At 68.3% G+C, this 15,147-nt stretch carries 14 protein-coding genes; 3 read left to right on the forward strand and 11 right to left on the reverse strand.

What is annotated here, in order from left to right:
* Positions 1–94: 94 nt before the first annotated feature.
* Positions 95–2,467 (forward strand): penicillin-binding protein 1C, encoded by a 2,373-nt coding sequence (gene pbpC / locus ACT53R_RS07245; protein WP_476171185.1) that lies wholly within the window; start codon positions 95–97, stop codon positions 2,465–2,467.
* Between the two features lie 63 nt (positions 2,468–2,530).
* Here the strand turns inward: pbpC and ACT53R_RS07250 are convergent, their stop codons facing one another.
* Positions 2,531–3,109 carry a ferritin-like domain-containing protein gene (locus tag ACT53R_RS07250; RefSeq protein WP_476171186.1) on the reverse strand — a complete coding sequence of 193 codons (579 nt, stop codon included), beginning with the start codon at positions 3,107–3,109 and terminating at the stop codon, positions 2,531–2,533.
* Between the two features lie 56 nt (positions 3,110–3,165).
* The gene (locus ACT53R_RS07255; RefSeq protein WP_476171353.1) at positions 3,166–3,645 is read right to left on the reverse strand and encodes a redoxin family protein; all 480 of its coding nucleotides are present in this window, start codon (positions 3,643–3,645) and stop codon (positions 3,166–3,168) included.
* A gap of 152 nt (positions 3,646–3,797) precedes the next feature.
* Between ACT53R_RS07255 and ACT53R_RS07260 the strand changes: the two genes are divergently transcribed.
* Together ACT53R_RS07260 and ACT53R_RS07265 are read left to right on the forward strand one after the other, a co-directional pair.
* Positions 3,798–4,265 carry an Hsp20/alpha crystallin family protein gene (locus ACT53R_RS07260; RefSeq protein ID WP_476171187.1) on the forward strand — a complete coding sequence of 156 codons (468 nt, stop codon included), beginning with the start codon at positions 3,798–3,800 and terminating at the stop codon, positions 4,263–4,265.
* Between the two features lie 145 nt (positions 4,266–4,410).
* Positions 4,411–5,310: a DnaJ C-terminal domain-containing protein gene (locus ACT53R_RS07265; protein WP_476171188.1), complete on the forward strand. Its 900-nt coding sequence runs from the start codon at positions 4,411–4,413 to the stop codon at positions 5,308–5,310.
* Positions 5,311–5,377: 67 nt separating this feature from the next.
* Here ACT53R_RS07265 and pilH read toward each other — a convergent pair whose 3' ends face one another.
* From pilH to ACT53R_RS07310, 9 genes are all read right to left on the reverse strand, one after another.
* Entirely contained in the window at positions 5,378–5,749 is a 372-nt protein-coding gene (gene pilH, locus ACT53R_RS07270; RefSeq protein ID WP_476171189.1) for a twitching motility response regulator PilH, read from the reverse strand.
* Positions 5,750–5,850: 101 nt separating this feature from the next.
* Complete coding sequence (locus tag ACT53R_RS07275) at positions 5,851–6,837, reverse strand: YhdH/YhfP family quinone oxidoreductase (RefSeq protein ID WP_476171190.1); 987 nt, start codon at positions 6,835–6,837, stop codon at positions 5,851–5,853.
* A complete protein-coding gene (locus tag ACT53R_RS07280; RefSeq protein ID WP_476171191.1) occupies positions 6,834–7,478 on the reverse strand; it encodes a DUF6438 domain-containing protein in 645 nt (214 codons plus the stop codon). Before ACT53R_RS07280 ends, ACT53R_RS07275 begins: the two co-directional genes overlap by 4 nt.
* Before the next feature lie 31 nt (positions 7,479–7,509).
* On the reverse strand, positions 7,510–8,103 hold the full coding sequence (locus ACT53R_RS07285) for an LOG family protein (protein WP_476171192.1): 594 nt from the start codon (positions 8,101–8,103) through the stop codon (positions 7,510–7,512).
* 20 nt (positions 8,104–8,123) lie between these two features.
* A complete protein-coding gene (locus tag ACT53R_RS07290) occupies positions 8,124–9,002 on the reverse strand; it encodes a class I SAM-dependent methyltransferase (RefSeq protein WP_476171193.1) in 879 nt (292 codons plus the stop codon).
* Position 9,003: 1 nt separating this feature from the next.
* On the reverse strand, positions 9,004–9,360 hold the full coding sequence (locus ACT53R_RS07295) for a DUF3147 family protein (RefSeq protein WP_476171194.1): 357 nt from the start codon (positions 9,358–9,360) through the stop codon (positions 9,004–9,006).
* A 99-nt stretch (positions 9,361–9,459) separates the two neighbouring features.
* Positions 9,460–10,890: a dihydrolipoyl dehydrogenase gene (lpdA, locus tag ACT53R_RS07300; RefSeq protein WP_476171195.1), complete on the reverse strand. Its 1,431-nt coding sequence runs from the start codon at positions 10,888–10,890 to the stop codon at positions 9,460–9,462.
* A 121-nt stretch (positions 10,891–11,011) separates the two neighbouring features.
* The gene (gene sucB / locus ACT53R_RS07305) at positions 11,012–12,202 is read right to left on the reverse strand and encodes a dihydrolipoyllysine-residue succinyltransferase (RefSeq protein WP_476171196.1); all 1,191 of its coding nucleotides are present in this window, start codon (positions 12,200–12,202) and stop codon (positions 11,012–11,014) included.
* A 60-nt stretch (positions 12,203–12,262) separates the two neighbouring features.
* On the reverse strand, positions 12,263–15,091 hold the full coding sequence (locus ACT53R_RS07310) for a 2-oxoglutarate dehydrogenase E1 component (protein WP_476171197.1): 2,829 nt from the start codon (positions 15,089–15,091) through the stop codon (positions 12,263–12,265).
* Between the last annotated feature and the right edge of the window lie 56 nt (positions 15,092–15,147).

Here is a 15,147-nt window from a genome sequence, read left to right on the forward strand (position 1 = left end):
CGCGTTGATCGCTCCGGCGACCTCCTCCGCACCATCGCGGAGGAGGTCGCCTCTCCCTTCTCCGATATCCGTGTCGCATCAGGCGACCCTTCCGATGATCCGCATGTCTGTCGCCCGCTGGTCCTGGCGTCGCGCGCTGTCCTGGGCGCGCTGGAGCCTCGCCGGGTTGTTGTCGCTGCTGTTGCTGCTCGACCTGGTGTTCCCGCCGCAACTGCCGAAGGCGCGCGACACCAGCACGCTGGTGGTCGCCCGCGACGGCACGCCGCTGCGCGCCTTTGCCGATGGTGAAGGCGTGTGGCGCTATCCCGCCACACCCGAAAGCGTGTCGCCGCTGTATCTCGATGCGTTGCTGAACTACGAGGACCGCTGGTTCTGGCAGCATCCGGGCGTGAATCCGTATGCGCTGCTGCGTGCGGGCGGTCAGATGCTCGGCAGTGGTGAAGTCGTCTCCGGCGGCTCCACGCTGACGATGCAGGTCGCGCGCATCCTCGACGCCGACCACGGCACCTCGACGCGCACGCCCGGGCGCAAGCTGAAGCAGATCCTGCGTGCGCTGCAGCTCGAATTGCACCTGACCAAGCGCCAGATCCTGACGCTGTATCTCGAACGCGCGCCGTTCGGCGGCACCATCGAAGGCGTCGAAGCGGCGAGTTGGGCGTATCTCGGCAAGCCCGCATCGCGGCTGTCGCGCGCGGAAGCTTCGCTGCTGGCGGTGCTGCCGCAATCGCCGAGCCGGCTGCGTCCGGATCGCCATCCCGAAGCCGCCCGCGTCGCGCGCGACAAGGTGCTCGATCGCATGGCCGACCTCGGTGTCTGGCGGCGCGCGGACGTCCAGGACGCGAAGATCGAACCCGTGGTCGCGCGCCAGTTGCAGCCGCCGCTCAGCGCCGCGCTGCTCGCCCAGCGCCTGCGCAGCGCGCATCCGAAGGCAGTGCGCATCGTCTCGACCATCGACCCCAACCTCCAGCGCACGCTGGAGGAACGCGTTGCCGCCTATTTCTCCGGCTTGCCCGAGCGCACGTCCGCGGCATTGCTGGTGGTCGACAACACGACGATGGAAGCGCGCGCCTACGTGGGCTCCGTGCATTTCGGCGAGGCGGCGCGGCTGGGGCACGTCGACATGGTGCAGGCCTGGCGTTCGCCCGGGTCCACGCTCAAGCCGTTCCTGTACGGCATGGCGATCGACGACGGCGTGATCCACTCCGAAAGCCTGCTTGTCGACGCGCCGCAGAGTTTCGGCGACTACCGGCCCGGCAATTTCGGCGAGACCTTCAACGGTCCGATCGGCGCGGCCGAGGCGCTGCGGCTCTCGCTCAACGTGCCGGCGGTGGATCTGCTCGATCGTGTCGGTTCGCAGCGCTTCGCCGCGCGGCTTGGGCACGCGGGGCTGGCCCTGAAATTCCCGGCGGGCGCGAAACCGAACCTCGCGCTGATCCTCGGCGGCACCGGCGCGCGGCTGGAGGATCTGGTCGGTGCGTATGCCGCGTTCAATCGCGGCGGCATCGCCGGGCGCGTGCGCTACACGCCGCAGGATGCGAAGGTCGATCGTCGCGTGCTGTCGCCCGGCGCGGCGTGGATCGTGCGCGACATCCTCGAATCGAATCCGCGCCCGGGCGAATTGCTGCAATACGATCGTGGCTCGCGTCCGCGCGTGGCGTGGAAGACCGGTACCAGTTACGGCTTCCGCGATGCGTGGGCGGTCGGCGGCACGCGCCGCTACACCGTCGGCGTGTGGGTCGGTCGTCCGGACGGCACGCCGCTGCCCGGACAGTTCGGTGCGATCACCGCGCTGCCGCTGCTGTTCGAAGTGGTGGATTCGCTGCCGGGACAGCGTGTGGAAGCCGCCTCGCCGCCGCCTGCGGGCGTGGCCGAGGCCGAGATCTGCTGGCCGCTGGGCATCGCGGCAGACGATCAGTCGCCGGCACTGTGCCAGCGAAGGATGAAGGCATGGACGCTCGACGGCGCGGTACCGCCGACGTTCGCCGAGCGCGGCGCAAGGCTGTGGAACGCAGGTCGCGAACGTTTCGAGATTGATCTCGATACCGGGCGTCGCGTGTCCGCGACGTGTTCGCTGCCGCATCGCACGGAAGCCCGCGAGATCGCGCGCTGGCCCGCGCTGGCATCGCCGTGGCTGTCGAGCGAGACACGCGCGGCGTCGACGTTGCCGGTACTCGCCGACGATTGCATGGCCGACGGGCGTGACGCGGCCGAGACGCTGCGCATCGACGGCCTCAACGATGGCGCGACGCTGGCGCGTGCACCGGGCAGCGAACATCCGGTGCGCCTGTCGCTGCGTGCGCTCGGCACCGAGCGCGAGGTGCAGTGGCTGCTGGATGGACAGTGGGTCGGCGAAAGCGCCGGTCGTGCGCCGCTGGTGCGCGATTTCGCCGAGGTCGGCGAGCACACGCTGACCGCATTGTCGGCCAGCGGTGCATGGACACGGATCCGGTTCCGCATCCTCGAATGACGTCGCTGTCGTGAGGCCGATCGCTTCCGTGCGCCATGCACGGAAGCGACGGCGGAGGCAGGATCAGTTGCCGATCCAGCCTTCGAGCAGGTCGGCGAACTCGTCGGCGTGCTCCTCTTCCTGCGCGAGGATGTCTTCGAGCATGCGCCGCGTCGTCGAATCCTTGTCCCCTACCCAGCCGATCATCTCGCGATAGCTGTCGATCGCGATGCGTTCGGCGATGAGGTTCTCCTTCACCATGTCGCGCAGGTCCTTGCCTTCCTTGTATTCGGCGTGGGCGCGGGCGGTGAGGGTGTCGGGATCGAGATCCGGTTCGCCGCCCAGCTGCACGATGCGTTCGGCGATGCGGTGCGCGTGCGCCTGTTCCTGCTGCGCGTGTTCGAGGAACTCGGCCTTCACGGCATCGGCGAGCATGCCCGATGCCATGAAGTAGTGTCGGTAGTAGCGCAGCACGCAGACGTACTCGGTGGCGAGCGCGTCGTTGAGCAGCTTGATCAGTGTCCTGCGATCGCCGGTGTACGTCTCGGTGACGGCGCCGTCCTCGATCTTCCTGCGCGCATTGGCGCGGAGCGTTTCGCGGCTGGTGAGGCCGGCGGTGGTCGTGGTCTTCTTCGCGGTGAAGCGGGATGCGCTGCGTGCCATGGCGGGTCCTCCTGAGGTGCCCGCATCCTAGTGGCCGATCCGATGCCCCGGCGTTTTCAGGGCAACAGCGAAAGCATGTGTTCAGCGGAGGATACGCGAAACTCGCCGGGCGCCTCGATTTCGAGCAATTTGACGACGCCGTCCTCGATGTACATTGCAAAACGCTTGCTGCGCAGGCCCATGCCGTAGGCGCTCGCGTCCATCTCCAGGCCGAGTGCGCGGGCGAAGTCGCCGTTGCCGTCGGCGAGGATGTCCATCTCCGCGGGGGCGTTCTGGCTGGCGGCCCATGCCTTCATCACGAACGGATCGTTCACCGACATGCAGGCCACGCCCACGCCCTTGTCGCGGAACGCATCGAACTGCGCGATGAAACCCGGCAGGTGTTTCTCCGAACACGTCGGCGTGAATGCGCCGGGCACCGCAAAGAGGACGAGCTTGCGGCCTTCGAAGAAACGATGGGTGTCGACGGTCTCGATGCCGTCGTTGATGCGCTTGATGTTGACCTCGGGAAGGCGGTCGCCGATCTGGATGGTCATGCGGATCTCCTGTTGGGGGCGTGCGGCGACAGTGTAGGCCGAAACATGAACGCCTGCCGCGACGGGGGCGTGTCGAACCCTCTTGAAATGCAGGGCAATGCACACATCTCCCGGTCATGGCGGCACGGTGCCGCCCCTTCACGGAGACACCCATGAGCGTCATGCGCTATCAGCAGGCCTGGCCGGCCCAGGCTCGTGCCCAGGACGAGTTCAAGCAGCTGTTCGAGCGTTTCTTCAACGCCGGCAACACCACCGACGAATCCGCGGTCGTCACCAGCCAGTGGGTGCCGCGCGTCGACATCCGCGAGGAAGCGGATCGCTTCCTGATCCTCGCCGATCTGCCGGGCATCGATCCGGAAGAGGTCGAGGTGCTGATGGACAAGGGCATCCTCAGCATCAAGGGCGAGCGCAAGAACACCTTCGCCGAATCGAACGAGCGTTTCTCGCGCATCGAGCGTCGCTACGGCAGCTTCCACCGCCGCTTCGCGCTGCCCGACACCGCCGATGCCGAGGGCATCACCGCGATCGGTCGCAACGGCGTGCTCGAGATCGCGATCCCGAAGCGTCCGGAATCCTCGCCGCGTCGCATCCAGGTGGGCGCCCGGCCGACGAATGCCTGATCGGCCCTGACCGCTCCGCCGTGCGCGCATCGCCCGTCGATGCGCGCGTCCCTCGCGACCGCGCCGGCCCGCAACCGGACGCGGTCGTTTTGTTATCGTGCGCGTCCCGTTTCGTCCTCAAGCCCCCGTTCGCAGGACCAGGCCCATGCGTTTCAAGGATTACTACGACATTCTCGGCGTCGAGCCCGGCGCGGGCGAGGCGGAGATCAAGACCGCCTACCGCCGGCTCGCGCGCAAGTACCACCCCGACGTGAGCAAGGAGTCGGACGCCGAAGAGAAGTTCAAGGCCGTCAACGAGGCCTACGAGGCCCTGCGCGACCCCGAGAAGCGCAAGGCCTACGACCAGCTCCGCGCCCGCGGCTATCGCCCCGGCGACGAAGTGCAGCCGCCGCCGGGCGGCTTCGGCGGCGGCCCGGGCGGCTTCGATTTCGAGGACATCTTCGCCGGCGGAGGCGCCAACGGCGGCTTCAGCGATTTCTTCCAGGAGCTGTTCGGGCGCCGCCGCGGTGGTCCGGGCGGCCCCGGTCCGCACGCGCGCGGCGACGGTGCGACCCGCGCCCGCTTCGCGGTGCCGCTGGAGGCGGTCCATGCCGGGCATCCGGTGCGGGTGTCGGTGGCCGGCAAGTCGCTGGAAGTGCGCGTGCCCAAGGGCATCCGGCCGGGGCAGGCGATCCGCCTGGCCGGGCAGGCGCCGGGCGGCGGTGATCTGCTGCTGGAAGTCGAGTACGCCGCCGACCCGCGCTTCGAGGTCGACGGTCGCAACGTGATCCACGTGTTGCCGGTGGCGCCGTGGGAGGCCGCGCTGGGCGCGACGCTGAGCGTGCCCACGCTGGGCGGGCCGGTGGAACTGAAGATTCCCGCGGATTCCGAGGGCGGGCGCAAGCTGCGCCTGCGCGGCCGCGGGTTGCCCGGCACCGGTGGTGCGCCGGCCGGCGACCAGATCGTCGAACTGGAAGTGCTGGCGCCCAAGGCCAACAACGAGCAGGAGCGCGAGGCCTATCGCCGCCTGCGCGAAGCCTTCGGCGACGACTGGCGTCGCGCCTGATCCGGAAAGATTTCGGGTTGACGAGACGATCGGCGGGCCTGTCGGCCCGCCGGCGTCAGCCGGGCCTTCAGCCCAGACCGCTGACGTAGCGGGTGATGGTGTCCGCCAGCTCGGTTTCGCTGAAAGGCTTGGTCAGGTAGGCGCGGGCGCCCTGACGCATGCCCCACACGCGATCGGTGTCCTGATCCTTGGTCGTGACCAGCACGATCGGGATGTGCTTGGTGGTCGGCTCGCGCGAGATGGTGCGCGTGGCCTGGAAGCCGTTGAGGTTCGGCATGACCACGTCCATCAGGATGAGGTCGGGAATTTCGCGCTTGGCGACGTCGACGCCTGCCGCGCCGTCCTCGGCGGTCAATGCCTCGTGTCCGAGTTTTTCGACGATGCGGCGGATGCCCATCAGTTGCGACGGCGAATCGTCGACGATCAGGATGCGAGCCATGGAGACCCCCGGAAAAGACTGCGTTCAGTGTAGTCGGGCGCGGGCCGGCCCGGAAGCGGGCGCCGGCGATTTGTTGATGCAACGCACACGGCGAGGCCCGCTCAGCCGATCCGGACCAGCGTCCGCCCCAGCGATCCGCCGGCGAGCATGCCCGCGAAGACCTCGGGCAGCGCGTCGAGAGTGACCTCGCGGGTGCAGATCGTGTCCAGATGCGCCGGTTTCCAGTCCGAAGCCAGACGTTCCCAGACCTGTTCACGGAGATCGCGGGCCGTTCCGGCCGAGGCCACGCCCAGCAGCGACACGCCGCGGATGATGAAGGGCATGACCGTGGTCGGCAGGTCGGCGGTCGCGGCCAGGCCGGCGCTGGCGACATTGCCGTAGGGGCGCGTCCGTGCGAGCAGGCTGGCCAGCATCGCGCCGCCGACGTTGTCCAGGCCGCCGCCGAAGCGGGCGTTCTCCAGCGGCCGGGCCTCGGCCAGCGCCTCGCGGCCCAGCACCTCGGTCGCGCCCAGCGCCTTCAGGTAGCCGGCGTGCTCGGGTTTGCCGCTGATCGCATGCACCTCGTAGCCGGCCCGGGTGAAGATGTCGACCGCCAAGGAGCCCACGCCGCCGGTGGCGCCGGTGACGGCCAGCGGTCCCAGTGCGGGGCTCTGGCGATTCTCTTCCATGCGCAGCAGTCCGAGCGCCGCGGTGAAGCCGGCGGTGCCGAGGATCATGCTCTCGCGCAGGCTCAGGCCCGCAGGCAGCGGGATCGCCCATTTCGCCTCGATGCGCGCATATTCCGAATAGCCGCCGTCGCGGGTCTCGCTCAGGCCGCAGCCGGTGACCAGCACCGCGTCGCCCTCCCGGAAGCCCAGCGCCTCGGACGCGACCACGTGCCCGGCCACGTCGATGCCGCCCACCAGCGGGAAGCTGCGCAGGATCTTGCCCTCGCCGGTCCCGGCCAGCGCGTCCTTGTAGTTCACCGACGAATACGCGGTCCTGATGACGATCTCGCCCGGCGCGAGGTCGTCGATCGACACCTGCTCCAGCCCGCTGCGATAGCCGTGGGCGTCGTTGTGGATGCGGAAGGCCTGGAAGTTCTTCATTGTGGGCGCCTGCAGTGGGGAGGGCGGGAGGGCGTGAGGTCATTTGCCTGGCCGTTGCGAGCGCCGCGTCGGTAGGCTTCGCATGCGATGTCGTCCAGTTCATCGGACAAGTCGCAGAACACGTCCGGGACGAACTCGGTGATCCCCATGTCTTTCCGCGTTCGATCGCTCCAGCGTTTTCCTTCCGATGCACACGGCACCATGTAAACCTGCGTGGACCAATGCGCGCGGGTTGAATCGATCGAGATGGTGGTGCTCGGGCCGTCCGTGACGTCGATCGAGTAGTCGAGTTTGAGCTTGCGGAAGCCGCCTGAATCGAATTTTCGAGCCAGTGCCTGCACGCGGGAATCGGGAATCCCGGTGACGTACGTCGCCAGGACGGGTTCCGAGTACGAGGTATCGGACTCTGCGTGCGCCGGCATCTGCAGCTTCACGTTGCCTTTGATATCGATCATCAGCAGGAAGACCGGGCAATTGCCCAGACACGCGGATCTCTCGAACGTGATGTTGTAGGCCTGTGCGTACTCGGAAGGCGGCGATGCATTGCCTTGCTCGGCCAACCCGCGCTGTGTGCGATATCCGCAAAGACTGATGGCAGCGAGCAAGGTGGCGATCAGCGCCAGGACGAGTGCCGGTTTCATCGAATCCTCGTGCGTTTGTATCCGGAACGCCTCAACGCATCTCCCGCCGCCGTTTCTCGTCCATCCACTTGTCGGCTTCGGCGGGGACGTAGCCCTGCATCCACGGGAAGAGGAGGTCGAGGTCTTCGCCGTGCCACAGGTCGTGGCGCTGTTCGGGGTGGAGGAAGCGTTCCTCGACCATGCGGTCGATCATGCCGATCAGTGGCGCGTAGAAGCCGTCGACGTCGAGGAAGGCGCAGGGCTTGCGGCCGAGGCCGAGCTGGCGCCAGGTCAGCATCTCGAACATCTCGTCGAGCGTGCCGAAGCCGCCGGGCAGGGCGATGAAGCCGTCGGCGAGGTCGAACATGCGCGCCTTGCGCTCGTGCATGTTGGCGACGACCTCCAGCCGGGTCACGCCCTTGTGCGCGACTTCCCACTGCACGAGTTGCTCGGGGATCACGCCGACGACGTCGCCGCCGTTCGCCAGCACGGCATCGGCGACGATGCCCATCAGGCCGACGTTGCCGCCGCCGTAGACCAGTTGCAGCCCTTCGGCCGCGATGCGCGCACCCAGCGCGGTCGCGCGCTCGGCGTAGACCGGCTTGGCGCCGGCGTTGGAACCACAGTAGACGCAGATCGATTTCATCTTGGAATGCAGGGCCTTGTTCAATGTTCGGAATGCAGCAGCATGATGCCGGACATGCGCTTGCCGGCTTCGGCTTTTTCCTTCGGCTGCAGTTTGCCGAGGAGGTTCCACAGCCAGACGAAGCGCATGGTGCGCTTGAGCCGGAACGATTCGCTCCAGCTCGAACGCCACTCGGCTTCGCGCCAGCCGTGCGGTGCGAACCACGCGGTGCCTTCGGCCGGTGCGAACAGGAACGGCGCGTTGCCGTCGCGCAGCCGGCCGAGCCACTGTTTCTCGAGGTATTTGAGCAGCATCGGCGAGGCGAGGTCGCTCAGCCACCAGCGCGCCCGCGCGACGTCATGCAGGTCGCGTGCGAGCGCGGCGACGTCGTCCGGCGGGAGGTAGACCAGCAGGCCTTCGGTGATCACCAGCACCGGGCCTTCGCGTGCTGCGTCGGCGAAGACACGGCGACGCAGTTCGCCGTCGCGCAGGTCTGCTGCGACGAACTCCAGCCGGCACTTCGGCGTCTCGCCGGCCATGTGTCCGCGGAAGTAGTCGATCATGTCGGGCATGTCGACGTGGATCCAGCGCAGGTTTGCGGGCAGGTCCATGCGGTAGGGGCGTGCGTCGAGGCCGGCGGCGAGGTTGAGCACGGTGCGCGCGCCGTCACGCACGCAGCGCGTGACGATCTCGTCCATCACCGCGGTGCGCACGATCATCGGCCACGCCATCGCGGCGCCGTTCGGCATCTGGCGCACGATGGTCTCGCCGCGTTCGCCACCGAGGCGGCGGGCGTAGGGATCGCGGAAGATCGCGTCCGGACGCTCGCTTTCCATCGCGCGATAGATCGCCACCCACAGCGCGGTGTCGGAGACGTTGCGGATCGGGTTCGCGGACGAAGTCGCGGGTGTGTTGGTCATGTCAGCTTGCTCCGGTCGCGTTGCGGGTCAGCAGCCACTGCACGAGCACGGTGCCGCCGAAACCGGCAAGCGCCGCGAGCACGAACGACGGCACCACGGCCAGGCCTTGGCGCAGCGCGACGGCCAGCACCACGAAGAAGGGCAGGCTGCCGAGCACGAACCAGAAGATGCCCATCGCCATGTCCGCGACCTGCTTTGGGTCGCGGGTGTCGGCGTAGAGCCAGCCGAGCACCAGCAGCGAGGTCACCGGCAGCGACGCGACCAGCGCGCCCATGAATCCCGGCCGGCGCGCCAGCACGCTCGCCAGCAGCACCAGCGCGACGGTGATCGCGGCCTTGATCAGCAGTTGGGCGTTCATCGCGGCATGGTAGCAGGACGATTTGCGGCGGCCCGGAACGCGGAACGCCAGGCGCGGGCCTGGCGTTCCGGAAGATCGCGGGCGAGGGAGGTCGTTCGATCAATTCGCCTTGTGGATCGCGCGCTTGTGCACGGCCATCGCGGCGTCGTGCACGGCTTCCGACAGCGACGGATGCGCGTGGCAGATGCGGGCGAGGTCGTCGGCCGAGCCGCTGAACTCCATCGTCAGCACGCCTTCGTGCACGAGTTCGGACACGTTCGCGCCGACGAGGTGCATGCCGAGGACGCGATCGGTCTCGGCGTGCGCCAGCACCTTCACGAAACCGGCGGGCTCGGCCATCGCCACCGCGCGACCGACGGCCGCGAACGGGAAGCTGCCGGCCTTGTACGGCACGCCTTCGGCCTTCAGCTGCTCCTCGGTCTTGCCGACCCAGGCGATTTCCGGCTCGGTGTAGATGACCCACGGGATCGTGTCGAAGTTGACGTGGCCCGGCAGGCCGGCGATGAGTTCCGCCACCGCGATGCCTTCCTCGAAGCCCTTGTGCGCCAGCATCGGGCCGCGCACGCAGTCGCCCACGGCCCACACGCCATCGACGCCGGTGTGGCAGTGCTCGTCGACCACGATGCGGCCGCGCTCGTCGAGCTGCACGCCGGTGCCATCGGCCAGCAGGCCCTTGCTCGCGGCCTTGCGGCCCACGGCGACCAGCAGCTTGTCGACGACGAGGGTCTGCTCGCCCTTGGCGTCGGTGTAGGTCAGGTGGACTTCGCCGTCCTTCACCTCGGCCTTGCTGACCTTGGCGCCGAGCTGGATGTCGAGGCCCTGCTTCTTGAATTCGCGCGCGGCGATCTTCGCGGCTTCGCCGTCGGCGGCGGCCAGGAAGTCCGGCATCGCTTCGAGGATCGTGACCTTGGCGCCGAGGCGGTTCCACACGCTGCCCAGTTCCAGGCCGATCACGCCGGCGCCGATCACGCCGAGGCGGTTGGGGACTTCGGTGAAATCGAGCGCACCGACGTTGTCGACGATGTGCTGGCCGTCGAACTTCGCGAACGGCAGTTCGATCGAGTCGGAACCGGCGGCGAGGATGACGTTGGTGCCCTTCAGCTCGACTTCGCTGCCGTCGTGCTGCTTCACCTTGACGACGTTGCCCGGCTGCAGCTGCGCAAAGCCGTAGAACGCGGTGATCTTGTTCGCCTTGAACAGCTGGGCGATGCCGCCGGTGAACTGTTTGACGATCTTGTCCTTGCGGCCGACCATCGCGCCGACGTCGATCTTCGCGTCGGCGAAGCTGATGCCGTGCTCGCCGAAGATGTGGCCCATGTTCCAGAACTGGCGCGAGGAATCGAGCAGCGCCTTCGACGGGATGCAGCCCACGCGCAGGCAGGTGCCGCCGAGGGCGGGCTTGCCGTCCTTGCCGAGCGCGGCGTCGATGCAGGCGGTCTTCATGCCGAGCTGGGCGGCGCGGATCGCGGCGTGGTAGCCGGCCGGGCCGGCCCCGATGACGACGACGTCGAATTGTTGCGGATCGCTCATGTCACTTCCCGTTGAGGTGTGTCTCCTTCCCCCGCGTGAGGGGGAAGGGCGGGATGGGGGCGCCGTGTCCGCTGCCCCCACCCTGACCCTCCCCCGCGGGCGGGGGAGGGGATGAGTGGGATCACATGCCCAGCAGCATGCGGTGCGGGTTTTCCAACTGGTTCTTGATGTCGACCAAGAACAGCACCGCGTCCTTGCCGTCGATGATGCGGTGGTCGTAGCTCAGCGCGATGTACATCATCGGCGCGATCACGACCTGGCCGTTCTCGGCGATCGGGCGTTCCTTGATGGCGTGCATGCCGAGGATCGCCGACTGCGGCGGGTTCACGATCGGCGTGGACATCAGCGAGCCGAAGGTGCCGCCGTTGGTGATGGTGAAGGTGCCGCCCTGCAGGTCTTCCAGCTTCAGGCCGCCTTCGCGCGCCGCCTTGGCGTAACCGGCGATGGCGCCTTCGATGTCGGCGAAGCCCATGCGCTCGACGTTGCGCAGCACCGGCGTGACCAGACCCTTCTCGGTGGCGACCGCGATGCTGATGTCCGCGTAGCCGTGGTAGATCACGTCGTTGCCATCGACCGAGGCGTTGACGATCGGGTGGCGTTGCAGCGCGTTCGCGGCGGCCTTGGCGAAGAAGCTCATGAAGCCGAGCTTGATGCCGTTGGCCTTCTCGAAGGACTCGCCCAGCTCCTTGCGCATCTGCATGACCTTGGCGAGGTTGACTTCGTTGAACGAGGTCAGCATCGCGATCGAGTTCTTCGACTGCATCAGGCGCTCGGCGATGCGAGCGCGCATGCGGGTCATGGGCACGCGCTCTTCCGGACGCGCGCCGCCCGAGACGCCGGCGGTCTTGCCGCTGGCGTAGTTGACGATGTCTTCCTTGGTGACCATGCCGCGGCGGCCGGTGCCCTGCACGTCGGCCGGGTTGACGCCGGCGGTGTTGGCGGCGAAGCGCGCGCCGGGCGGCAGCTCGCCGGCGGGAGCAGCCGCAGGCGCCGCGGCCCTGGCCGGCGCGGCGGGAGCAGCCGCCGGGGCGGCGGCAGGCGCGGCAGCGGCCGGCGCAGGCGCGGCGGCGACGGCGCCTTCCTCGATCACCGCGATGACCTGCTGGCTGGTGACGGTCGCGCCTTCGGCGAACTTCAGTTCCTTGATCACGCCGTCGACGGTCGAGGGCACTTCCAGCACCACCTTGTCGGTCTCGAGGTCGACGATGTTCTCGTCGCGCTTGACCGCGTCGCCCGCCTTCTTGTGCCAGGTGGCGATGACGGCATCGGAGACGGACTCGGGAAGAACGGGAACCTTGATTTCGGTGGCCATGGGTGACGTCCTGACAGCGGTATTCGAAAGTGGAACCGGCGCACGTGGCGCCGGCGGGGATCATTCGTCGGCGAGCACGCCGTTGAGCGGGTTCACCAGTGCGTCGGCGATCAGCTTCTGCTGCTCCTCGACGTGGTCGTTGAAGTGGCCGACGGCGGGCGAGGGCGAGCGGGCGCGGCCGGCGTAGTGCACCGACTGCTTCTCCTGCAGGCAGGCGCGCAGGTGGTGCTGGATCTGGTACCACGCGCCCTGGTTCATCGGCTCTTCCTGGCACCACACCACCGGCACGGTCTTGCCGTAGCGCGCCAGCTCGGTGGACAGGGCCTCGCGCGGGAACGGATACAGCTGTTCGATGCGGATGATGGCGACGTCGGTCTGGCCGCGCTTCTGGGCGTCTTCCAGCAGGTCGTAGTAGACCTTGCCACCGCAGACCACGACGCGCTTCACCGACTTCGCATCCTTCGCGTGGCTGTCCGGGATCAGGTGCTGGAAGCCGCCGTTCGCCAGTTCGTCCAGCGTCGACACCGCCAGCTTGTGGCGCAGCAGCGACTTCGGCGTCATCACCACCAGCGGCTTGCGCGTCTTCATGCGCATCTGCCGGCGGATCATGTGGAACGCCTGCGCCGGGGTGGTGGGCGTGCAGACGATCATGTTCTGCAGCGCGCACAGCTGGAGGAAGCGCTCCAGGCGTGCCGAGCTGTGCTCGGGGCCCTGGCCTTCGTAGCCGTGCGGCAGGAACAGCGCCAGACCGCACAGGCGGCCCCACTTGGCCTCGCCCGAGGACAGGAACTGGTCGATCACCACCTGCGCGCCGTTGGCGAAGTCGCCGAACTGGCCTTCCCAGATGTCGAGGGTCATGGGATCGGCGGTGGCGTAGCCGTACTCGAACGCCATCACCGCTTCCTCGCTGAGCAGCGAGTCGATGATCGTCACGTCCTCGGCCGTCTTCACCAGCTGGCGCAGCGGGATGTGGTCGTCGTCGGTCTTCTGGTCGTGCAGGATCGCGTGGCGGTGGAAGAACGTGCCGCGGCCGCAATCCTGGCCCACCAGACGCAGGCGGAAGCCTTCGGCCAGCAGCGCCGCGTAGGCGAGGTTCTCGGCGAAGCCCCAGTCGCCCGGCAGATCGCCCGCGCTCATCTTCGCGCGGTCCTCGTAGATCTTGGCGACGCGCGGATGCAGGGTCGCGCCTTCGGGCACGGTGTTGATGACCTTCGCCAGCCCGTCGAGCTTCGCGCGGTCGACGCGGGTGTCGACCGGGTCGGAGAGCTTGCCGGCCAGCAGCTGCGACCAGTCGATCGCGTAGGCGTCGGGGTTGCTGGCGGCCAGTTCGGTGGTGACCACGCCGTCGTCGAGCTTGCGGCGGTAGTCGTCGACCAGCGCCTGCGCATCGGCGGCCGCGAGCGCACCGGCGGAGGCGAGGCGTTCGGCGTACAGCTCGCGCGGCGTCTTGTGCTTGCGGATCGTCTGGTACATCAGCGGCTGCGTCGCCGCCGGCTCGTCGGCCTCGTTGTGGCCGTGGCGGCGGTAGCAGATCAGGTCGATCACCACGTCCTTGGCGAAGCGCTGGCGGAAGTCGAAGGCCAGCTCGGCGCAGAACGCGACCGCTTCCGGGTCGTCGCCGTTCACGTGCAGCACCGGCGCCTCGACCATCTTCGCCACGTCGGTGCAGTACAGCGTGGAGCGGGCGTCCTGGCGTTCGCTGGTGGTGAAGCCGACCTGGTTGTTGATGACGATGTGGATCGTGCCGCCGACCGCGAAGCCGCGGGCCTGCGACATCTGGAACAGTTCCATCACCACGCCCTGGCCGGCGAACGCGGCGTCGCCGTGCATCAGCACCGGCAGCACCTGGCGGCGGGCCTTGTCGCCGCGGCGCTGCTGGCGCGAGCGCACGCTGCCGGCGACCACCGGGTCGACGATCTCGAGGTGCGACGGATTGAAGGCGAGGGCGAGGTGGACCGGGCCGCCGGGCGTCTGCACGTCGGCGCTGAACCCCATGTGGTACTTCACGTCGCCGGCGTGGGCGTGCTCGTCGTGCTCGAACTTGCCCTCGAATTCGTCGAACAGCTTGCGCGGCGGCTTGCCCAGCGTGTTGACCAGCACGTTGAGGCGGCCGCGGTGGGCCATGCCCAGCACGACGTCCTTGACGCCGTCGGCGCCGGCGCGGCGGATGGTGACGTCCAGCAGCGGGATCAGCGCGTCGCCGCCTTCCAGCGAGAAGCGCTTCTGGCCGACGTACTTGGTGTGCAGGTAGCGCTCCAGACCTTCGGCGGCGGTCAGGCGCTCCAGGATGCGGCGACGGTCGTCGGCGCTGCGGTCGTAGCGGCCGCCGGCGGTTTCGAGGCGTTCGTACATCCAGCGACGCTGCTCGGCATCGGTGATGTGCATGAATTCGGCGCCGATGCTGCCGGTGTAGGTCGTCTTGAGCAGGGCCAGCAGGTCGCGCAGCTTCATGCGCGGCTGGCCGGCGACGCCGCCGGTGCTGAACTCGTCGCCGAGATCGCGTTCGCTCAGGCGGTGGAAGGCGAGTTCGAGATCGGGCGCCTCCGGCTTGTCCATCATGCCCAGCGGGTCGAGCGTCGCCGCCAGGTGGCCGCGGGCGCGGTAGGCGGTGATCAGGCGGCCGACCGCGCGTTCGCGCTCGTCGCCGGCCGTGGCCGGGGCGACGGCGACGCCGCGAGCGGCCTGGCGACCGGCTTCGGCGATGGCGTCGATGACCGCCGAATGCGGGACGTCCTGGCCATCGCGGCCGCGGATGCCGTCGAAGTAGGTCTTCCACTTCGGGCCGACGCTGTCGGGAGCGACCAGATACTGCTCGTAGAGGTCTTCGATGTAGCCGGCGTTGGCGCCAAGCTGGGAGGACTGGGCGAACTGCTTCAGGAGACTGTCCACTCGGGGATCACACTCGGAGGTGGGGTGGCGCGGGAGAGGATAAGCGCTTGATCCGC

This window comes from Lysobacter sp. DMC104 (genome assembly GCF_056313665.1).